This is a genomic window from Amycolatopsis eburnea, assembly GCF_003937945.1.
Taxonomy (GTDB): domain Bacteria; phylum Actinomycetota; class Actinomycetes; order Mycobacteriales; family Pseudonocardiaceae; genus Amycolatopsis; species Amycolatopsis eburnea.
Genome location: NZ_RSEC01000058.1, coordinates 937,229 through 958,057, shown reverse-complemented (window position 1 = coordinate 958,057; position 20,829 = coordinate 937,229). Strand labels below are relative to the sequence as shown.

Below are 20,829 nucleotides of genomic sequence, written 5' to 3'. Positions count from 1 at the left end.
GACGCTCGCGCATCAAACAAGACTTTGCTCGGAAGTTGCAAGAAGAAGTCGATTCCTTGCGTCGGTTTCCTCTGGCAGAGTTCAGGCATGACTCGTCCCGAATCCGCCGCCGAGGTCTTCGACGCGCTCGGCATGGACTACGAGCACGCGTTCCGCACCGCGACCGCCCAGCGCGCGGCGATCACCGACCTCCTCGCGGACCTGCCGCCGGAGGCGAAGGTGCTCGACCTCGGCGCGGGCACCGGGCGCCCCACCGCGGAGCTGCTGGTGGCCGCCGGTCACGACGTCAGCGGGTACGACGTCGCGCCGCGGATGGTCGAGCTCGCGCGCACCCAGGTCCCCGCCGCCCGGTTCGAGCTCGCCGACATGCGCGAGCTGTCCTTCGAGCCCGGCAGCTGGGACGCGATCACGGCGTTCTTCTCGATGCTGCAGCTCCCCCGCGCCGAGCAGGAGGCGATGCTCGGCCGGCTGGCGGACTGGCTGAAGCCGGGCGGCGTGCTGCTGTTCGCCACCGTGCCGGCTGACGTCGACGGGGTCGACATCGTCTTCATGGGACACCCGGTCCGCGCGAGCAGCTTCACCGCCGAGGCGCTCGCCGAGCGGCTGCGGGGCGCCGGCCTGGAGATCCTCCGCGAGGACCAGGCGGAGTTCGTCCCCGACCACCCCGGCGCCGGACCCGAGCCGCACGTCTACCTCACCGCGCGCAAACCGGCCTGAGCCCGTCAAGACCTCACGAGCACGATCACCCGGCGGAGATGAATTTTGCTCAAGTTCGTGCATGTCCCGAGCCGGGGACCCGAGCTAAAGTGAGGAATGGGCATCGAAGCTCTGGCCAGGCCGGTACCGCGGGAGCACCGTGAGCTCGTCCGCGAGATGCTGGCCAGGCTGCCGGAGTTCGCCGATCGGCTCGCCCGCCTGCTCAGCGAAGAGGACGAGTTCTACCGCCAGGTCGAGGACGTCGCGCCCGGCGAGCTGCGCCAGGTCTGCCGGGCCAACCTCGAACGGGCGCTGACCGCGCTGGTCGAAGGCCGCGGCCTCGCCCTCGACGCCGCCCGCAAGACCGGGCTCGTCCAAGCGCGCCAGGGCATCCCGCTGCCGGCGGTGCTGCGCGCGTTCCGGATCGGCGGCACCTTCGTCTACGAAGCGCTGCTCGAACTCGCCGGCCCGGAGTTCCTCAACCCCACCCGGACGATCGAGATCAACTCCTACGTCTGGAAGGCGATCGACCTCTACTCCGACGCGCTCACCACGGCGTATGAAGAGGTCGCGGCCGAGCCGTCGCACGCGAACGCCCGACTGCTGGACGACCTGCTGCGCGGGCGGCTCGCGAACCAGGCCGAGATGGAGGCGGCCGCGCGCGAACTCGGCCTGCCGACCGCGGGGATGTTCGTCGCGGTGGTCACCGAACACGTCGAGCCGGAGGCGCAGGACTCCGTCGAAGCGCTGCTGCGGGCCCGCCGCTGGCGGTCGGCGTGGCGGCCCGGCGGCGAGGCGGGCCTGGTCGCGATCGACCGGATCGAGGACGTCCGGCGGCTGCGCGAAGTGCTGGGATCGCTGCCGGTGGCGGCCGGGATGAGCCGTCCGTTCAGCGGGTTCCCCGACGTCCCGGACGCCCTGCACCGCGCGCGGATCGCCCGCCGCTCGCTGCCGTCGGCGACCGCGGGCGTGGTGGTGTTCGGCGATTCGCCGGTGACGACGCTGGTGGCGGCGGCGCCGGGGATGGCCCGCGACGTCGTCCGCTCCGCGCTGTCCGGGGTGCTCGCCCTGCCCGGCGCGGAACGCAAGGTCCTGCTCGACACGCTGCTCGCGTGGTTCGCCGGCCACGGCTCGGCGAAGGAGGCCGCGGACCGGCTGTTCGTGCACCCCAACACGGTCCGCTACCGCCTGCGGCGCGTGCAGGAACTGACCAAGCGCGACCTCACCGACCCGGTCGACGTCGGCGAGCTGTACGTCGCGCTGGAGTCGGTGCGGCTGGATCCGGAGCTCGACTGACCTATTGACTTTCGATAGATATCGAGCGATAGTCGGCGCCATGATTCCCGAGAAGTGGGCCGTGCGCGCGCTCAGAGTCTTTTTGGTGCTGCTGTTCGGCGTCCTCGTCGTGTTCCAGACGCTGTCGCTGCCGGGCGGGATCGCCTACACGACGTCGCAGAACCCGAACGACGCGAACCTGCGCTGGCCGCTGACCGCCATCGCGGTGTTCCTCGTGCTGTGCGTCGAGGTCGTGCTGGTCGCGACGTGGAAGCTGCTGACACTGGTCAAGAACGACCGGATCTTCACGCCGGCGTCCCTGAAGTGGGTCGACGTGATCGTCTGGGCGGTGGCCGCGGCGTGGCTGGTCTTCGTCGGCATGCTGCTGTTCGTCGGCTTCAACGCGGACGACCCCGGCATGCCGATGCTGCTGTTCCTGGTGACGGTGGCGATCACGGTGTTCGGCCTGCTCCTGGTCGTCATGCGGGCCCTGCTGCGGCGGGCCACCACGTTGCAGTCCGACATGGAAGCGGTCATCTGATGCCGATCGTCGTGCGCATCGACGTCGAACTGGCCAAGCGGAAGATGAGCGTCGGCGAGTTCGCCGAGAAGGTCGGCCTGACCCCGGCGAACGTGGCGGTGCTGAAGAACGGGCGCGCGAAGGCCGTGCGGTTCAGCACGCTGGAAGCGATGTGCCGGGTCCTCGGCTGCCAGCCCGGCGACCTGCTGGAGTGGGTCGAAGACGAACCCTAGCCGACAATCTTTTTTGTCTTGACTCCCGCACTTGTCGGTGCGATGGTGTGCTCAGCGCAGCGACGGACCACACGGAGGCAGGGCCATGCGGAAGCTGATTCTGGGTTTCTACGTCTCCCTCGACGGCAAGAGCGCCGACGGGGACAACGGGATCCGGGACGTCATGACGAGCATCGACGACCCCGAGCAGGAGGAGTACTTCGTCAACCGGCTCTGGGAAGCCGGCGCGTTCCTCATGGGCCGCACCACCTACGAGATCATGGCCGGGTACTGGCCGACCAGCGACCACCCGTCCGCCAAGGCGATGAACGAGATCCCGAAGGTCGTCTTCTCCCGCACCCTGACCTCGGCCGACGACTGGCCGGAAACCCGCATCGCCGGCGGGGACACGGCGACGGAGATCGCCAAGCTCAAGGCCGAGCCCGGCAAGGACCTCGTCGCCGCCGGGGGTACCTCGTTCCTGCACTCGCTGATCAAGCTCGGGGTCGTCGACGAATACCGGCTGTGGGTGCTGCCCGCCGTCACGGGGAAGGGCACCGCGCTGTTCCCGGAGCTGGCCGAGGCCGTGAAGCTGCGCCTGGTGAAGAGCACCGCCTTCCCGTCCGGGATCCTCGAACTGGTCTACGCACCGGCCTAAGCCGCGTCGGCCTGGACCAGGCGCGCCAGTTCCAGCAGCGTGCCCTCGAAACCCGGACCGGCGGTGAGCTCCACCGTGAGCGGACCCCCGCGCCGGTCCGTGCCCACCGGGAGCGCCACCGCCGGCTCCGTCCACTGGGGACGGTCCACGGCGGCCGAGACGACCACGTCCGGGCGCACGCCGCCGCGGCGGCGATCCGCGTCGAGGTCGAGGACCACGTTGCCGTGCAACGAAAGCAGGGCCGCGACGTCGGCCACCGCGTCGCGCAGTTCGCGGTCGGCGATCGAGTCCGAACGCGCGCCGATCGCCGCGCGGGAGGGTTCGGCGCCCAGTCTCGGGACGAGGACGGCGAGGTCGCCGGGGGCGCACGTGAGCACGCGGATGCCCGGCACGCCCGCCAGGGGGTCGGTGATGGTGATGCCCGCGCTCGCGGCCGCCGCCACGATCCGGGCCCGCCAGCGCGCGGTGGCCGCGATGGCGACCAGCGAAGGGTCCTGCGACAACAGGGAAATTCTCCTCTGCACTTCCGGCGCGGCGGATACGGATCGTCCGATGGTGGGGCCGTGCCCGTTGTGCCCGGGAACAAACTTGTTTGGTCGCTTGGTCCGAACGGCGGCGCCCATGCGACCTTCCGGTGGCACGCCGTGGCTGTGACCGCCGGTCACACTTTGACGCGCGACGTGGCGCGGGCCACTATCCGGGCACTGATTACCGCCGGGTAATTTGCGTCCGGAGTACGACCCTGGAGGACCGTTGCGACGAGCTTTCGGCCTGATCTTGCTGGCACTGGGGGTGTTCGCGGTCGCGGGGGCGGTGCTCCTGCCGGCCTACGTCTACCCGAAGCTCGCCAAGGTGCCACTGGACCAGGATTCGACGTCGGTGCTCGAGGGCACCGCGAGCAAGGTCCTCGCCGTCGTCGACAAGGGGCAGGGCCCGGTCACCGAGATCCGCGAGAACGCCAAGCTGACCGCGGTCGCCCACGTGCAGGCGAACTTCGCCGCACCGGAGATGCGTCAGGACACCGACTACGCGGTCTGGCTGCTCGCCGTGCAGGTCAAGGACGACGCCGACGACACCGTGGTCAGCGCGAGCAAGCGGCAGGTCTGCTTCGACCGGCGCACCGCTGAGGGCTACGACCCGCGCGGGGAGACCGATCCGCCGTGCGACGCCAAGAGCAGCTACATCACCGAACTGAAGGAGACGGCGGAGAAGGACGGCGAGAAGCCGGCGGAGACCAACGACTACAAGGCACAGCCCGGGCTGAACTTCAAGTTCCCGTTCAGCGCCGAGCAGAAGGACTACCGGGTCTACGACGACAACACCGGCGCGGCCGTCATCGCGCGGTACACCGGCACCGAGACGGTGAACGGGATCGAGACCTACAAGTACGTCCAGGACATCCCGGACACGAAGATCGCGACGAAGTCCGTGCCCGGTTCGCTCGTCGGCTCCACCCAGCCGACCGCCGACGCCGAGCTCTACTACCGCGGCGTCACCACGATGTGGGTCGAGCCGGTCACCGGGATCCAGGTGAAGCAGCAGCAACAGCAGCACCAGGAGCTGCGCACCGGGACCACGCCCCCGACCGTCGTCTTCGACGGCACCTTGGCCTACAACGGGAAGACCATCTCGCAGATGGTCGACCAGGTGAACGCGAACAAGGGCAGGCTGGAGCTCCTCTCGAGCACCGGCCCGCTCTGGCTGGGGATCGGCGGTGGCGTGCTGATCGTCGTCGCGATCGTCCTGCTGGTCCGCCGCCGCCCGGCCGAGCCACCCGCGCCGCCGCGGCGGCGTCAGGTGGCCTTCGCCCGCACCTAACGCTTTTCCAGCACCAGCACCAGATTCCACGACGCGATTTCGCGGAGGCCGGGAATCCGCACGATCCCCATCGCCCAGCCCGGGTGGTAGCGCGGGTACCCGGCCACCAGATCGGCCAGCGGTGTCGTTTTCGCCCAGCGGAGCGCGGCGCCGACGGAAACCGGGAACAGGCTTTCCCCGAATTTGTTCTTGGGCTGCTTCCCGAGTTTCCGGGCATAACGCTGGCGGGCGTAGTACCCGCCGAGGAAATGCCACGGCGCGGTCTCGTGCCCGCCCCACGGTGAATACCACGGGGTGAACGACGCGAAGACCGTGCCACCGGGTTTGGTCACGCGGCACATCTCGTCGAGCATGACCCACGGCTCGGCGACGTGCTCCAGCACGTTGGAGGAGTAGCAGACGTCCACGGATCCGGTGCGCACCGGCAGTTCCGTGCCGCTGGCGCGGATCATGTTCTCCCCCGGCTCGCCGCGCGCGGACAGCTCGCCGACGTCCGGGTCGAGGCCGAGGTAGACCGCGCCGGCCGCGCGGAAGGCGTCGGAGAAATAGCCGGGGCCACCGCCGACGTCGAGCACCGTGCGCCCGGAAAGCGGCGTGTGGGACGCCAATTGCCGGACGGAGTCGGCCGCGAGCGTGGAATAGAAGCCGTCGGGGTCGGTCTGCTCGGTGAGGAACGCCCGGAACAGCGTCACGGAACGGCCGAGCGTGGCGCGGTGGGGCCGCGCCGTCGCGGAGAGCACCGGATTACCTACCATTGAACCGTCGCTTTCCCGAATACGTTCATCTACTGTGTACGCACCAGTAACCTAGCACCGTCGCTACAGTTGGGATAACCCGATGGAACGTCCTCGCGTGCTCCTCGTCAACTGGCGCGACACCGGCCACCCCGAGGGCGGCGGGTCGGAGCGGTACGTCGAGCGGATGGCCGAAGGGCTCGCGAGAGCGGGGTACCGGGTCGAGATCCAGTGCGCGGCCTACCCGGGCGCGAGCGCGGGCGAGTGGCGCGACGGTGTCCGCTACCGGCGCCGCGGCGGGAAGTTCGGCGTGTACGCGCACGCGTTGCGCGCGATCCGCCGCGCCCGCGCCGATCTCGTCGTCGACGTGCAGAACGGCATGCCGTTCTTCGCCCGGCTGGTGGCCGGCTGCCCCGTGCTGGTGCTCGTGCACCACGTCCACAAGGAACAGTGGATCAGCGCGCTCGGCGAGGCGCTGGGCCGGGCGGGCTGGTGGATCGAGTCGCGGCTGGCGCCGTGGCTGTTCCGCAAGTGCCGCTACGTAACGGTTTCCGAGGTCACCAAGGGCGAGCTGGCCGGCCTCGGCGTCGAGCCGGACCGCGTCGCGGTGGTGCCGAACGGGCTGGACGCGCCCCCGGCGTGCGAGTCCGGCCGGGCGCCCGAGCCGACCCTGGTCGCGGTGAGCAGGCTGGTGCCGCACAAGCGGATCGAGCACGCCATCGACGTCGTCGCGCGGCTCGCCGGGCGCTGGCCGTCCCTGCGGCTGGAGGTGGTCGGCCAGGGCCCGTGGGACGAGGTGCTGCGCGCGCACGCGGCGTCCCGGGGCGTCACCGACCGCGTGGTGCTGCACGGCTGGGTCGACGAACGGACCAAGCACGAGATCCTCGCGCGCTCCTGGCTGCACCTGTGCCCGTCGGTCAAGGAGGGCTGGGGCATCGTCATCATGGAGGCCGCGGCGCACGGCGTGCCGTCGGTCGCCTACCGCGCCGCCGGCGGGGTCGCGGAGTCCATTGTGGAGGGCCGGACCGGCCTGCTGGCCGACGACTTCGACCACTTCACCGCGCAGGTCGACGGCCTGCTCGCGGACGGCCTGCGGCGCGCGGAGATGGGCCTGGCCGGCGCCGCGCGGGCCGGGACGTTCAGCTGGGAGCGCAGCGCGGCCGAGTTCGCTTCACTGGTGCGGGAAGTCTCCGGCCGGGAGGCGCCCCGGCCGCGGGTGCTGGCCGGCGCCCCGGAACTCGCTCAGCCCCGGCCCTGACGTCGCGCTTGCGTCTTGAATGAGTCATTCAGGTCTTCGGAGGTCCTGAATGAGTCATTCAAGACGTCGGCGAGACCTGGTCACGCACCGCGTCGGCGAACTCGGCCAGCAGGCGAACCGCGGCGGGGGCGTCGAAGTCGCGACGGCGGGCCCGGACCGTAACCGTCGTGGTGCCGCCGGTGGTCGCGGCGCCGAACGCCACGCCGGAGCGGCCGCTCGCGGCCGGGTAGAACGCCAGTGCGCGCACGGTGTCCGCGGTGGACACCAGGCCGAGGTTCGACACCAGGAACGTCGAGCCCAGCCGTCCGGCCAGCAGGCGGGTTCCCAGCCGGGCGACCCGGCTGCTGCGCGCGGGGAAGTCCGGCTCGGGCGGCTGCGTGCGCAGCAGCGCGGCGACGTCCGCCGCGCGGGAACCCAGCGGCAGCCGGAAGAACGCGCTGTCGTGCACCGGTTCCGGGGCCGCGCCGGAGCGCCGGGACGCGCCCAGCGCGGCGACGACCCGCGCGGTCCGGGCGCCGTGCGCGCGGTTCCAGCGTTCGGTGGCGCGGGCGGCGGCCGTGACGAACCCGGGCGCCCCGAGCCGCAGCCGCGGTTCGTCCCGGGCCGCGAAGACGTCCCCTGTGGACGGAACGGCCCGGTCCGGCACGATCCGGCCCGGTGGCGCGAAAAGCGCCTCAGCGAGCCGCTGGACGGCCGACACGAGAAAGGGTTTGCCGCCGCCGCGTGCGCCGATCCCGGTCGCCGCCGAGGAAACCGGGACGTCGAGGAGGATGCCGAGCAGTGCCAGGAGGCCGAGGCCGTCGAGGGCCCCGTGGTGCGCGGCGACGAGCACCGTGGCCGGGTCGGCGCGGACGGCGACGCGGACGAGCGGTTCGGTGCGTTCGTAGGGCTGGGCAGCGAACCGGTCGCGGACGGCGGGCAGGTCGTCCGCCCGCTCGATCCCGGGCACAGCACCGAGATGGGGGTACTGCTGGATCGCGGCGGCCAGGCGCGCCCGGAGCTTCTCCGGTTCCGGCGCGGCCGCGGCGAGGTCCGCTTCGAGGAGGATGCTCCAGGAAACGGTGGGGTCGCCGTAGAGCCCGACGACGCGGTGGGCGTGGTCGGAGGCGAGCCGGGTCACGCCGTCAGCGGTTCCCGTAGATCTTGCCGGGGTGGTCGGCCGGGTTGTACTTCACCTGCGCGTTGAGCTTGTCCTGAACCGGGGCGGCGGTGTCCGGGTCCGCGCCCTTGACGAGGGCGAACCCCGCCCCGGTCGCCACCCCGCCGCCGATGATGACGGCGACGACCGCGCCGATGACCGTGCCCACGTGTCACTCCTTCCGCGGCGGGGAAATCCTGCCGCGGCCCAATGTACGCATCGGTAACATGCGGCACAACAGTGCGACGCACAGCAATCCCAGCGCTACTCCGTTCGCCACCAACGCGGGCGTCCACGAGATCCCTTTCACCGGCGGCACACCCGGCGTCCGGTACAGCGTCAGCCATTCACCCGACCACACCGGTGTCGCGTCGGCGAGCAACCGTGGATCGACGTAGCCGGGGGTGCCGTGTTCGACGAGGATCCAGCCGATCCCCGCGTCGGTGAGCTCCCGCGCGGACGTCGCGGCGCGGACGTCGCCGATCCGCGGGTCCTCGCCGGCGATCCGCTCGTCCCCCACCTGCAGGGTGTCGTCCATCAGCACGGGTTTCGGCAGCGCGCGCGGCGCCGGGTCCAGCTGGGTGCGGCCGTCGTTCCAGGCGAACCCGCGGAACGCCGAAAGCGGCAGGGCGAGCACGTCGCCGGGGCGGTCACCGAGCACTTCGGACACCGCGCGCCAGTCGTCCGGGTACCGCGCGGTGCCGAGCCGTCCCCAGCCACCCCACGCCAGGTCCGGCATGGTGACCAGCGGGAGCGCGATCGCCGCCGTCGCCAAGGCGATCCGCCCGCGTCCGGTTTTCAGCTGCGCCGCGGCGGCTTCGACGGCCAGCGCGAAGCCGAGCGCGAGCGGCAACGCCCACCAGGCCACCCACTTCTGGGCGTCGCGCAGGAGCCCGGCGCCGGGCAGGTACCGCGTCGCCGCGGTCAGCAGCGCGGTTCCGCCGGGCAACGTCGCCAGCGACGCCAGCAGCACCCCCGCGACGCCGAGCAGGGACAGCGACCACACCGGCGCCTTCCCCCAGCGCCGCGCCAGCGGCCGGAGCCCGGCCACGGCGATCGCGACGACGACGAGCGTCAGCACCGGGACCAGCGGCATGGCCCGGCTGCCGGGCACGGTTTCGGCGTTCCAGATGCCGCCCAGCCCGAGCACGCTCAGCAGCGCGGGACCCCAGCTTTCGGCGCGCGCGCTGAACGCCGTGACGCCGGCCGGATCGGAGAACGTGCCGCCGGCGTTGAGGAAAGTGGGCACCAGCCACGGGAGGTTCAGCGCGAGGGCGATCGGGATCGTCTGCCAGAGCCGCCGGGATCCGGCCGACACCACCATGACGGCGGCCGCGAGCAGACCGCCGGGCGGGGTGAGGACCGCCGCCGCGCTCGCGAGCACCAGCCGCGGCAGGGAATTCGGTTCGTGCGCACGTACTCCCAGCCCGGCGGCGGCGATCCACGGCAGGCACGCGTAGGTCAGCAGCAGCGGCCAGTGCCCGATGAACAGCCGCTCGGCGACGTACGGCGTCCAGGCGTACGTCGTCGCGGCGACGAGCCGGGTACCGAGGTGCTCGGTCGGGACCAGCCGGCCCGCCCCGAGCGCGGCGGCGAAGAGGGCCAGCAACAGCACGATCTTCTGGACGATGTCGCCCGGTAGCACGGTGGTGGCCAGCGCGACGGCGGCGTCGGCGGGCACCGAACGCGGCAGCGTGCTGCCGAGCCCGAGGGCGTCCGGCACGAAGTACTGGCGGGGCGCGAACACCATGTCGTAGCCGAGGGTGAACCCGCGGCGCAGCAAGGGCGCGCAGACGGCGAGAGCGAGCACAGCGGACCACGCGGGGAGCGCGAACCGCCTGCCCGGTGCGTCCACGGCCCTTCCTTTCCGGTGCGCGCGAGGTTATGGTCGCTGCTCATTACTCGCCGGTAATGGGAGCCCGCCGTTGAGCGTAGCCACCGAAGCCCCGGCCCGGACCGGCAACCGGGTCGCGGCGATCCTCGTCTCGCTCGCGCTCGCGGGCAACAACGCGGCGAGTTACGTGCTCAGCCTGGTGGCCGCGCGGATCCTCGCGCCCGGCGCGTTCGGCGAGCTGAGCTCGCTGCTGGCGGTGCTGGTGATCGGCGTCGTCCCGGCGATGGGGCTGCAGACGGTCGTCGCCCTGCGGGTGGCGCGGTCGTCGTCACCGGCCCACGGGCCGTTGTTCGCGCTCGGGCTGGTGACGAGCGGGATCGTCGCGACGGCGGCGTTGACGCTCAGCCCGTTGCTGGTGCTCCTGCTGCACCTGGGCTCGCTGACGCCGGCGCTGCTGGTGACGGCCGCGCTCGGGCCGCTGACGCTGCTGGGGTTGTTCCACGGTCTCCTGCAGGGCGCGCACCGGTTCGCGCGGCTGGCCGGGCTGATCGCGCTGGAGGGGTTCGGCAAGGTCGGCGGTTCGCTGCTCGGCCTGCTGCTGACGGGTTCGACGGCCGGCGCGCTGGCCGGGACCGCGCTCGGTTCGCTCGCGGTCGTGGTGGCGGGCTGGCAGCTGTGCGGCCGTCCGCGCCCGCGCTGGGCCGACCGCCACGGCGGCGAAGTACTCCATACGGCGCAAGCGATGCTGGCGCTGGTGCTGCTGGTGAACCTGGACCTGGTGCTGGCGCGGCACACGCTGCCGGCCGGCGCGGCGGGCGAGTACGCGCTGGGTGCGATCGTCACGAAGATCGCGTACTGGCTGCCGCAAGCGGTCGGGGTGCTGGTGCTGCCGCGGTTCGCGGCGGCGTCGGGACGGCGGCGGGTGCTGCCGGTGGCGCTCGCGGTGTGCGCCGGCCTGGATGCCTTGGTGCTGCTGGTTTCGGTGGTCGTGGGTCCGGCATTGCTGGGCGTGATCGGGGGTTCCCGCTACGCCGGGAGCACCATGCCGGTGTGGCCGTTCGCGCTGGCGGGGTCGATGCTGGCGCTGGTGCAGATCCTGCTGTACGCCCGGCTGGCCGACGGCGACCGGCGGGTCACGCTGCTGATGTGGACGGCGGTGGCCGCGGAGGCGCTACTGATCGTGTCGTGGCTGCACGGGTCGGCCACGCAGGTCGTCACGGCGGCGGCGTGCTGTGCGGGCGGCCTCGCGGTGGCGGGCGCGGTGCTGGAGCTGCGGGCACGCCGGAGCTCATGAAAGGGTCGTTCATGTCGTCACGTGGCGGGGCCCGGCAAAGTCGCGCCGGCGAGCGGGTGACCGGCGGCAGAGTCGCCTGGGCCGCGTGGTCTGCCCGGCGCCGCGGGGATGTCATGAAAGGGTCGTTCATGTCGTCTGACGAGGTGAACGACCCTTTCATGACATCGCGGACCGGCCGCACCGGCCCGACTTTGCCGGAGCCCTGACGCCTGACCTCGTGAACGACCCTTTCACGACGTCTCAGGCGGGCGCGCGGGCCGGGTGAACCAGTCCACGCACGTCGACACCATCGCCGCCGCAGCCAGCAGCAGGGCCGCCTGCGTCACCGGGCCGTACGCCCACTCCTGGCCGTGGCCCAGAACCCTCCCCGTCACCGAAACCGCGGCCGCCACGGCCATGCCGCCGAACGCCAGGTACCTGGGCGCCCGCTCGGAGAACTGGCGCACCAGCAGGCACGCGATCAGCAGCACCACCGGCAGCATCCCGCCCAGCGCCACCAGCAGCCCGATCAGCACCACCGGCACCGCCGCGCCACCCGCCACGACGCGGTACGGCCGCCGCCGGGCCGGCCAGGCCACGCCGATCAGCACCAGGAGCACCGCCACCGCGCCGATCAGCAGGCCCGTCCGGTACGAGAAGTCCGGCGTGAACGACAGCGACACCACCCCGCCCGCGCCGGCCGGGACCAGCCAGGCCTGCTGCCAGCCGTCGACGCGGGTGCGGGCCAGCTCGCGACCGTCCACAGTGGCCACCCAGCCCGCGTTCGCGTTCTCCGGGATCGCCAGCACCGCTTCCTCGCCCGGCCCGACCGTCACCGTGCGCGAAGTCGCGTCCCACGTTCCCACCTGCACCGTCCGGTGCACGGGCGGCGCCGCGGACGCCTTCGCCGGGCGCAGCCACAGGTCCTGGACCACAAAGGACTCCGACCGGTCCGTCCGCAGCTCGTGCCCGCCCTCCGGCAGCGCGATGCCGCCCTCGGAATCCCGGCACATCCGCAGTTCCAGCGGCCGGTGCGCGGTGATGTCGGCCAGCGTGCCCTGCACCGACGTGCGGTAGTCGAGGCCGTCGAGGTGGACGTTCGGGCCCGACCCGCACGGCACCGTGAACGCCGGATCCGGGCCGGGCAGCAGCCCGGGCGTGCCCGACAGCTCCAGGCTGCCGATGCCGACGACCGCGCGGGCCGCCGGATCGTCGTCGTCGCCCGGCAGCACCAGCTGCAGCTGGTCGGTGTCCAGCGGTTCGAACGACGCCGCCCCGCTCGCGTCCAGCTCGACCGTCCGCGTGCCGGACCGGCCGACCAGCTCCACCTGCCGCGGCGCGCGGGCCCCGCTGCCCGGCGCAACCCCGATGTGCAGCCCGGAAATCCGCTTCGGCGACGCCCACCCGAGGGTCAGCGTCGGCCGCAGGTCCGTCACGTCGGGGCGCCACGTCGTGCCCGCGTCGCCGTCCACAGCCGCGAAGCCCGCCGCCGCCGGGTCGCCGGCCAGCTGGGACGTCGACGCGACCGTCACCCCCGGCAGCTGCACGGGGTTCCGGCCGCCGCCCGCGGGCAGCACCGAGCCGCCGACCAGGTACGTCTCCTCGGCCGGGGTGCTGAACAGGCGCCGGATCCCGTCCGGCTCCTCGCCGTCGCGCGCGGCCGAAGCGTCACACCGCACGGCGTCGCGCACCGGCAGGCACGCGTACCGCGGTGCCGCGCCGCGCGTGAACGCGAAGCCGGGCGCCGGACCGACCGGCAGGTCCGCGGGCACCTCCAGGGCGCGCTGCGGCTCGGTGCCGGGGATCTTCAGCTCCGCGATCCCGACGTTGCCGTCCTGCCGCCCGACCACCAGCGACAGCAGCGTGATCCGCACCTTGCGGGTCACCCCGCCGGCGACGCTGTAGGGGTGCGGGCCCGCGCCGCGGACCACCTGCTGGTCGACCGAACCGTTGTCGGTGGTGATCCGGATCCGGGTCGGCGGCCAGCCGACGCGGATGTCGTCCACCAGCTGCAAGTCGACCGAGTTGACCAGCCGCGGGGTGTCCAGCTCGACCTCGAGCCACTGGCCGATCGGCCCGGTGAACGACGACGAGTGCCACGCCGTGCGCGGGTCGCCGTCGATCGCGGCGAACGGCTGGTGACCGGGGTCGGAGCCGCCGAACGCGTCCGCGAAGGACGCCGCCGTGGACGCCGTCACCGCGCGGATCCCGCGGTACGCGGCCACGGTCTGGTGCTCCTGCCCGGGGAACGGCAGCACGTCGCCCGCCGCGCGCTGCTGGCGGTAGGCCTCGCCCGCGGTCAGCGTCTGGCTGAGGTTGTCCCGGACGCCGCCGACGTTCCGCTCGGCACGGCGCAGGCCGTCGGTCACCAGGCGCGGCCCGCCGGGCGAGCCGCCGTCGCCGGTGAGCACGGCCGGCGTCGAGGGGTCGAGCTGCCCGGAGTCGATCAGGGGAAGCAGGTTCTCCGGGCCGCCGCTCACCGTGGGGACGTCCTTTGTGGACGTCGCGGTGGCGAGCGGCACCGGCCGTTGCACCTGGTAGACCTCGAGCGGGCCGAACTCCGCCGCCTTCGCGATGCCCGGCGAGCCGGCCAGCCCCGCACGCAAAGTGGCGATGGGCGGGGCGTTCGTCCGCTCGCGCTCGATGTCGTTGCGCAGCAGCAGGAACCGGTAGCCCGACCGCGCGAGCAGCGCGGCGAGCCCGGGATCGCCGCGGCCGTCGGCGAGCGCCGCGTCCACGGAGTCCATCAGCCGCGTGTTGCCTTCGGACCCCAGCGGGACCTGGTTGCGCACCGCCCACGGGCTCTTCGCGATCGCCTGCGCGGGCTCGTCGACCGTGCGGCCCCAGTCGTACTCGCCGAACCCGGTGGCCGGCAGCAGCAGCGTGCGCGCGTTCGGGTCGGCCTTCGCGACGTAGCCCATGGCGTCGTACCAGTAGCCGGGAACCTCGTCCCAGCCCGGCCCGGAGCGCAGGTTCAGCAGCCACGCCGGCGCGGCCATCACCAGCACCAGCAGCAGCCCCACCGCGGGCCGCACGAACCGGCGCGCGGACGTCACCCGAGCCGGGCTCGAGATGCCGTGCGCGAACGCGAGCATCAGCGGCAGCCGCAGCACCGGCTCGAACTTGTGGACGTTGCGCAGCGGCGCGAGCGGCCCGTCGAGCAGGTGCCGGACCTGCTCGGCGACCGGGCTGTCGAGCGTGCCGACGTAGCCGATGGTCAGCAGGGTCAGGCCGGTGACCACGCCGAGGACGAGGAACCGCCGCTCCGGCAGGCCGCGCCGGGTCAGCCCGAACAGGCCGACGCCCGCGACGAGCCCGGTGGCGAGCATCAGCACCGGGTTGTCGATCAGCGACCAGCCGCCGGGCCACCACGGCGTGCCCTGCACGACGTAGGCGACCCACTGGTTGGTCCCGCGCAGCACCTCGAACAGCGACATCGGCGCGGTGGTGTTCGTCGCGGACTCGATGTAGTCGAGGAACGGCAGGCTGTATTCGCCGAGCAGCAGCAGCGGCAGGATCCACCACAGCGTCACGCCGACGACGAAGACGAACCACCACAGGACGAGCTCGACGTGCTTGCGCGTCCACTTGCGCGTGAGCAGCCACAGTCCCGGCAGGACGAGCGCCATCACGACCATCGCGCCGTTGACGCCGCCCATGCACAGCACGGCCAGCGCGGACAGCCCGGCCGCGCGCCGCGGCGACCCGATCGTCCCGGCCCGCACCAGCGGCACCAGCGCCCACGGCAGCAGCACGGCGGGCAGCATTTCCGCGGACAGACCGCCGATTTCGGTCAGCATGCGCGGGGCGAGCGCGTAGCCGAGCGCGCCGATCAGCCGCGTGCGCTCGGAGCCGATCTTCATCGCGCGCGCCAGCAGCAGCGCCCCGCCGAACGCGGCCGACAGCAGGAGCGCGCCCCACAGCCGTTGCGCGATCCACGCGGGCACGCCGACCGCCCGGCACAGCGCGAAGAAGGGACCCATCGGGAAGAGGTAGCCGTACGCCTGGTTCTGCAGCTCCCCCGCCGTGGCCTCGGGGTTCCACAGGTGCAGCGCGCGGCCGAGGAACGCGAGCGGGTCGACGGCGAGGTCGAGCTTGGTGTCGAACGTCGTCTTCCCCGGCATCTGCAGGAACGACAACGTGGTCAGCGCCAGCACGATCCAGGTGCTCGGCCGCCGGAAGAAGGCGCCCTTCCGGACGCGCCCGGAAGGTGGGGCGTCGTCCCGGGTTCGTTCGCGGGTGCCGGTTACCATCCGGTAGATACTAGGCGGAAACCTGGCTACCATGTGCCGACGATCCTCCCGAATTCAGGCAGGTGCGCCATCTCGTTCGAAGATGCCTGGGCCTTGGCCGAGCCGGTCAAGGGCTGGATGACACGCGCGCAGGGCGAAGCGCTGTGGGACGCCGCGTGCCGGCTGGAAAAGGGCGACGTCGTCCTGGAAATCGGCAGCCACCAGGGCCGGTCCACGATCGTCCTCGGCGCGGCGGCCCGCACGGTGGGTGCCACCGTGATCGCGGTCGACCCCTTCGTGGACGGCCGCCTCTTCGGCGGATCCCCGACGCGGCAACTGTTCGAGCGCAACATCCGCCGCGCTGGCCTCGACGACGTCGTCGAGCTGGTCGCGGGCTACAGCACGGCACTGCGCCCGCACTGGGACCGGCCGATCCAGCTGCTCTACATCGACGGCAAGCACGACTACTGGACCTACACCGACGACCTGCGCTGGTCGGCGTACCTGCCGCCGGGTGCGGAGATCCTGGTCCACGACTGCTTTTCCTCGGTCGGCGTCACGCTCGGCACGATCGCGAAGGTCCTCTTCGGACGCCGCTACACCTACCTGGACCGGGCGACGTCGCTGGCGCGGTTCCGCCTGTCCCCACCGTCCGCCCGCGATCGGCTGCGCGTGGTGGCGCAGCTTCCGTGGTTCCTGCGCAACGTCGTGCTGAAGGTGCTGCTGCGCCTGCGGTTGCGCCCGGTCGCGCGCCTGCTTGGCCACGACAGCCCGTACGACCCCTACTGAGCAATCGGTTTCCCCACTTCGGCCTTGGCGACGCAGACCGGCGCGCCCGGGCTGGACAGACGGACGGCGACGCTGTCGAAGAGGCCGTCCACCGGCAGGTACAGCGAGTGCAGCCCGGCCTGGAACCAGACCGGCGTGCGGTCCACCAGGCCCTCGCCACCGTCCGATGTGTAGTAGTCGAGCTTGAGCAAGTGCCTGCCCAGCACCGGTTTGTCCAGGCCGACGCGCACCGGTGTCTCGCCGATCGCGTAGCCGCAGTTCGGCACCGGGCCGGGCACCCCGCGCGAAACCGGGTCCACGCCGGTGATCTTGTGCGGCGTACCGGTGGTGTCGAGCAGGTGCATCCGGCTGGTGGGCTGGTCGAAGCGCGTCCCGGGCAGCAGGCCGACCACCCGTGACGCGCGGGAGTCCGCGCCGAACCATTCGTGCACCACGTCCGACGGCACGAAGGTGTCGTAGAAGACCAGGTCCGGATCCTCGCCGACGGCGGCCCGCACGTTCGCGACGTACTGCCCCGAGTGCTCGAACCGCAACGCCGGAGCCAGCCGCGTGAACCCGGAAGCGGAACTGGCGAGCAAAAGCACGCACAGCGCTAGCGCGATCGGCCGCTCACGCTTTCCGCCGGACGGCGCAACTTCCGCGGGCGGCAGGAAAGCGAACGCTCCACAAAGGGCAGCCACGAGTGCGAGATCGGCGACGTACCGCGGATCGTCGCCGGCCGACGGGCCGACTTCGCGCAGCCGGGTCAGCGCGAGCAGGGCGACGTCCACGGCGAACACGGCCGCGAGCAGTCCCCACGCGCCCCACGCCCGTCGCCCGCCGACCCGCCCGCCGGCGAGCACCACCGCCAGCGCGGCCAGCACGAGCAAGACCACCACGGCGAACGGCGAGGGTGCCCAGGTCGCGCCCGGCCCCGGGCCGGACCACGGCCCGCCGGCCAGCCCCGGCAGCAGGGTGTCGCCGAGCATCCGCGCGGTCAGGTCGGCGACCGTACCCGCCGACAGCGGCGACGTGCCCGTCCCGACCTGGCTCGACGTCACCGCGAAGAAGACCACCACGAACGCCACCAGCACCGCGGCGTGGCCCAGCCAGTAGCGGACGTGGTCGCGGAAGGACCGTCCGAGCAGGACGGTCACGGCGGCCAGCAGCACCGGGATCACCGCCGCCTTTTCGTAGAACGCGAGCCCGAACAGCGTCCAGGCGAACGTCCCGAGCCACCAGCGGCCGCCGTCGGCCAGGTAGCGGACGTGCGCGTGCAGCGCCGCGGCGGCGGCCAGCACGACCGGCACCACCTGGATCCCGAACGACCACCACAGCGTCGGGACCAGCAGCAGCGTCGACGCCGTGAACACGGTGAACGGCACCAGGATCGCCCACCGGCGGCCGAAGCAGCGCACGAGCAGGCACCAGAAGTAGACCGTCGCAAGCGCTTTCATCGCCAGCAGCGGCAGCGCGAACAACGGGAAGTTCAGCGGTGCCCACCAGGTCAGCACGGCGGCGAGGAAGAACCCGCCGGGCTGCAGGTGCCCGTGGTAGTCCTGGAACAGGAAGCCGGGGTCGAACGGGCCGGCCACGGCTGCCTGCCAGGTGACCACGAAGTCGTCCTGCGCGAAACTCCCGTGCAGGGCCGCCCACCCGTGCAGCAGCAACGGGACCAGCCCGGCCACGAACGCGGCCAGGACCACAGTGGACGGTCTTCGGATCGCCCGTGGCGCGGGCTGCCCGGTTTCCAGCAACACGGGTGTCCTCACTTCTTGCAGGCGGGCGGCTGGCACATCAGCTTGCTCAGCGCTTGGTAGAAGACGTCGGAGATCTTGCGCGGGTCCGGGGTGGTGAACGACTCGCCGCCGGTCGCGGCCGAGACCTGCCGCAGCTCGCTCGCGTCGATGTCCGGGCCGATGCCGATCCCGATGACGGGCAGCGGTTTCCGCGGGTCCTGCAGCCGGTTCAGCTCGGCGAGCAGGCCGGGCAGCCCGATCGAGTCGCTGTCCTCGTTGCGGCCGTCGGTGAGCACGACGACGACGTTGATCCGGCCGAGCTGCCAGTTCTGGCGGGCGTTCTGGTACGCGGCGAGGATCGAGTCGTACAGGCCGGTCGCGCCGCCGGGTTTCGGCTTGACCGCCTGCAGCGTCGCCACCCCGCCCGAGCCGAGCTGCTGCGAAATCGTCCGCATCGGCAGCAGTTCCTTGAAGTCCTTGACGCCGTCGAGCTTGGTGGAGAACAGCCACAGGCCGATTTCGGTGGTCGGCTTGAACAACCCGAGGCCCTGCGTCGCGGCTTCGAGGGTGAGGGCCATCCGGCTGCGGCCGGTGCCCGGGACCGTGGCGGCCATCGAGCCGGACACGTCGAGCAGCACCTGGACGCGGGCGCTGAGGTTCGCCCCCGCCCACGCCTGGAGCACGGCGTACATCGACTCCGGCGGCGGTGGCCCGCCCGGGCGCGGCGCGGCATCGGTCCGCGTGTCGCGGGGGCGATCGCCGAGCAGCTGACCGGACGGCGTCCGGAACCCGGCGTCCGCAAACGCTTTCGTCGCGGTCTGGTCGAGCAGGAGCCGCAGGAAGCGTTCGGCCGCCGACCGCGAGGCTTCCGACGCGCGCGGCAGCACGACGTACGGGTAGTCGAAGCCCGGCACCCCTGCCGCCGGGTACGCGGCGACGAGCTTGCGGGCCAGCACCGACTGCTCCGATGCCGGTGACGCGGTGTACGGCTCCTTCACCGCCGAGAGTTCGCGGATCTTCTCGGTGAACGCCGCGGCCGGGTCGGGCGCGTCCTTCGTGAGCTGCTGCAACCCGATCAGCGCGGAGATCGCCGCGGGGTCGCGGCCCGGGTCGGGCAGTCCGACCGGGTTCGCGGCCAGGACGTCCGCCCAGGACGGCGACTTCCCCGGCCAGCCGGCCCGCTTCGCGACGTCGTCGGTGAGCGCCAGCACCACCGGCGAACTCGCCACCGACTGCCCGGTCTCGGGCAGGTTCCACGCGCCGCCGTCGCGGGCCTGCAGCAGCCACGTGCTCGACTCCGGCACCCAGACGTCCGGGCCGGTCGCGCCGTTGGCTTCGAGCGCGGCGGCGGTGGCCGGCGACGCGCTCGAGGTGACTTCGACGGCGTAGCAGTCCTGCTGCGGCACGGTCCCGGCGAGCGCGGTGAGCACCGGCGCGATGTCCGGCGCGGCCGTGACGCGCACCGGCGTGGTCGTGTCGCAGCCGCCGCCGGCCAGCCGGTCCTTGAGGTAGCCGACGCCGGCCCAGGCGAGCAGGGCGGCCACGAGCAGCGCGCTCAGTACCACGACCCGCGCGTCGATGCGCCGGGCCCGCGCCGGGTGTGCCGCCATGCACGTCCTTCCGTGGTGAAGTGCTGGCAGCTTGCCAGCCGGGTGAGCGGGAAGCCAGTACCGGCAGCGGACCGTGACCATCCCCTCGTGAAGCCGGGGTGAAGGAATTGTGTCGTGCGGCCATTTTGGTGATTGACAAGAACTGCGTAACGTTCGCCGCTTGACGCCCGTCCCACTTGGGTAACATCACCATGGCGAATCGCGGAGACGATTTCGCCGTCCCCGAAACGGCGATGAGGCACCGAACGGAGACGCAACCCGTGCGCACGATGTACGACGCGGTCACGGCCGCGAACATCCCCGCCGACGCCCGGATGGTGGCGGGGTACATCGACAAGATCAAACTCGAACCCTGGTCCGCCGCCGACTGGGCACGCTTCCCCCAGGCCGTGAAGGTCACGATCGTCAAGAAGGCGTCCACCAACGACGGCCACGTCCTGGACGTCGAGCCCGGCGATGCCACCCCGGGCGAAGCGCCGGGCTGGGTCCGGATGCGCCGCGCGGCGGGCGCGGACCCGACCGTCTACTGCAGCCTCTCGACCTGGCCGTCGGTGCGCTCGGCGTTCGCCTCCGCCGGCGTCGCCGAGCCGCACTACTGGATCGCGCACTACAACGGCGATCCGACGATCCCCGACGGCGCGGTCGCCAAGCAGTACGCCGGCAACGTCGCCCCGGGCTACGACCTTTCGTCCGTCGTCGACTTCTGGCCGGGAGTGGACGGAACCGCACCCGCCTCGACTGGAGTGGAGATCATGGAGCGCATCACCGTCACCCCGCCGAACGGCGACCAGAACGCCGTCCGCGTCTTTCTGTCCGGCAGCCCCGGCGCGGCGGTCATCATCCGCCCCCGCCTCGGCGGCGACGGCTTCTCGAAGCCGATGTGGGTCGGTGACATCTTCGCGTGGGGCAACGACCACCAGGGCGTGGGCCACAACCCGACGCAGACGCCGGGGTACAACAACAAGCTGACGTCCCACCGCCGGTACGACCTGCCGGGCGCGGTGTGGGCGGACATCAACTACAGCTCGGCGGACCCCTTCGAGATCGACATCGTCGGGTAGCGC

General features: G+C 72.2%; 18 protein-coding genes. 10 read left to right on the top strand and 8 right to left on the bottom strand.

The annotated features are described in order from the left end of the window. Window positions 1–87 precede the first annotated feature (87 nt). The 5 genes from EIY87_RS30050 to EIY87_RS30030 all read left to right on the top strand — a co-directional run bounded on the left by EIY87_RS30050 (window position 88) and on the right by EIY87_RS30030 (window position 3,361). Window positions 88–717, top strand: a complete 630-nt coding sequence (locus EIY87_RS30050) for a class I SAM-dependent methyltransferase (protein WP_125313189.1) — start codon at window positions 88–90, stop codon at window positions 715–717. A 96-nt stretch (window positions 718–813) separates the two neighbouring features. Continuing rightward, window positions 814–1,992 carry a PucR family transcriptional regulator gene (locus tag EIY87_RS30045; protein WP_125313188.1) on the top strand — a complete coding sequence of 393 codons (1,179 nt, stop codon included), beginning with the start codon at window positions 814–816 and terminating at the stop codon, window positions 1,990–1,992. Window positions 1,993–2,032: 40 nt separating this feature from the next. Beyond that, window positions 2,033–2,512, top strand: a complete 480-nt coding sequence (locus EIY87_RS30040) for a DUF2975 domain-containing protein (protein WP_125313187.1) — start codon at window positions 2,033–2,035, stop codon at window positions 2,510–2,512. Further along, window positions 2,512–2,724: a helix-turn-helix domain-containing protein gene (locus tag EIY87_RS30035; RefSeq protein WP_125313186.1), complete on the top strand. Its 213-nt coding sequence runs from the start codon at window positions 2,512–2,514 to the stop codon at window positions 2,722–2,724. The genes EIY87_RS30040 and EIY87_RS30035 overlap by 1 nt, the downstream gene beginning before the upstream one ends. An 85-nt stretch (window positions 2,725–2,809) precedes the next feature. Next, on the top strand, window positions 2,810–3,361 hold the full coding sequence (locus EIY87_RS30030) for a dihydrofolate reductase family protein (RefSeq protein ID WP_125313185.1): 552 nt from the start codon (window positions 2,810–2,812) through the stop codon (window positions 3,359–3,361). Here the strand turns inward: EIY87_RS30030 and EIY87_RS30025 are convergent. After that, window positions 3,358–3,864: a hypothetical protein gene (locus tag EIY87_RS30025; protein WP_225440108.1), complete on the bottom strand. Its 507-nt coding sequence runs from the start codon at window positions 3,862–3,864 to the stop codon at window positions 3,358–3,360. The genes EIY87_RS30030 and EIY87_RS30025 overlap by 4 nt on opposite strands. Before the next feature lie 250 nt (window positions 3,865–4,114). On the opposite strand from EIY87_RS30025, the gene EIY87_RS30020 reads away from it, so the two are divergent. Continuing rightward, window positions 4,115–5,179: a DUF3068 domain-containing protein gene (locus tag EIY87_RS30020; protein WP_125313184.1), complete on the top strand. Its 1,065-nt coding sequence runs from the start codon at window positions 4,115–4,117 to the stop codon at window positions 5,177–5,179. Here EIY87_RS30020 and EIY87_RS30015 read toward each other — a convergent pair. Beyond that, a complete protein-coding gene (locus EIY87_RS30015; protein WP_125313604.1) occupies window positions 5,176–5,871 on the bottom strand; it encodes a class I SAM-dependent methyltransferase in 696 nt (231 codons plus the stop codon). The two genes, EIY87_RS30020 and EIY87_RS30015, sit on opposite strands and share 4 nt — an antisense overlap. A gap of 160 nt (window positions 5,872–6,031) precedes the next feature. Between EIY87_RS30015 and EIY87_RS30010 the strand changes: the two genes are divergently transcribed. Then, window positions 6,032–7,171: a glycosyltransferase family 4 protein gene (locus tag EIY87_RS30010; RefSeq protein WP_125313603.1), complete on the top strand. Its 1,140-nt coding sequence runs from the start codon at window positions 6,032–6,034 to the stop codon at window positions 7,169–7,171. A 58-nt stretch (window positions 7,172–7,229) separates the two neighbouring features. Here EIY87_RS30010 and EIY87_RS30005 read toward each other — a convergent pair whose 3' ends face one another. Genes EIY87_RS30005 through EIY87_RS29995 form a run of 3 tightly spaced genes read right to left on the bottom strand, consistent with a single transcriptional unit; the run spans window position 7,230 to window position 10,164 of the window. Beyond that, the gene (locus tag EIY87_RS30005; RefSeq protein WP_125313183.1) at window positions 7,230–8,291 is read right to left on the bottom strand and encodes a hypothetical protein; all 1,062 of its coding nucleotides are present in this window, start codon (window positions 8,289–8,291) and stop codon (window positions 7,230–7,232) included. A 4-nt stretch (window positions 8,292–8,295) separates the two neighbouring features. Then, on the bottom strand, window positions 8,296–8,478 hold the full coding sequence (locus EIY87_RS30000; protein ID WP_125313182.1) for a hypothetical protein: 183 nt from the start codon (window positions 8,476–8,478) through the stop codon (window positions 8,296–8,298). A 3-nt stretch (window positions 8,479–8,481) separates the two neighbouring features. Then, window positions 8,482–10,164, bottom strand: coding sequence for a hypothetical protein (locus tag EIY87_RS29995; protein WP_125313181.1), 1,683 nt, complete (start codon window positions 10,162–10,164; stop codon window positions 8,482–8,484). A 70-nt stretch (window positions 10,165–10,234) separates the two neighbouring features. On the opposite strand from EIY87_RS29995, the gene EIY87_RS29990 reads away from it, so the two are divergent. Then, window positions 10,235–11,437 carry a polysaccharide biosynthesis protein gene (locus EIY87_RS29990; protein ID WP_125313180.1) on the top strand — a complete coding sequence of 401 codons (1,203 nt, stop codon included), beginning with the start codon at window positions 10,235–10,237 and terminating at the stop codon, window positions 11,435–11,437. Window positions 11,438–11,667: 230 nt separating this feature from the next. On the opposite strand, the gene EIY87_RS29985 is transcribed toward EIY87_RS29990, so the two are convergent. Continuing rightward, window positions 11,668–15,669 carry an alpha-(1->3)-arabinofuranosyltransferase gene (locus EIY87_RS29985; RefSeq protein ID WP_125313179.1) on the bottom strand — a complete coding sequence of 1,334 codons (4,002 nt, stop codon included), beginning with the start codon at window positions 15,667–15,669 and terminating at the stop codon, window positions 11,668–11,670. Window positions 15,670–15,762: 93 nt separating this feature from the next. On the opposite strand from EIY87_RS29985, the gene EIY87_RS29980 reads away from it, so the two are divergent. After that, window positions 15,763–16,437, top strand: coding sequence for a class I SAM-dependent methyltransferase (locus EIY87_RS29980; RefSeq protein ID WP_125313178.1), 675 nt, complete (start codon window positions 15,763–15,765; stop codon window positions 16,435–16,437). Here the strand turns inward: EIY87_RS29980 and EIY87_RS29975 are convergent. Further along, on the bottom strand, window positions 16,431–18,170 hold the full coding sequence (locus tag EIY87_RS29975; RefSeq protein WP_404800113.1) for a hypothetical protein: 1,740 nt from the start codon (window positions 18,168–18,170) through the stop codon (window positions 16,431–16,433). The two genes, EIY87_RS29980 and EIY87_RS29975, sit on opposite strands and share 7 nt — an antisense overlap. Before the next feature lie 14 nt (window positions 18,171–18,184). Further along, entirely contained in the window at window positions 18,185–19,765 is a 1,581-nt protein-coding gene (locus EIY87_RS29970; RefSeq protein WP_125313177.1) for a substrate-binding and VWA domain-containing protein, read from the bottom strand. A gap of 260 nt (window positions 19,766–20,025) precedes the next feature. Here EIY87_RS29970 and EIY87_RS29965 point away from each other — a divergent pair, with 260 nt between their 5' ends. Further along, window positions 20,026–20,826: a glycoside hydrolase family 25 domain-containing protein gene (locus EIY87_RS29965; RefSeq protein ID WP_125313176.1), complete on the top strand. Its 801-nt coding sequence runs from the start codon at window positions 20,026–20,028 to the stop codon at window positions 20,824–20,826. The last annotated feature ends 3 nt before the right edge of the window (window positions 20,827–20,829 follow it).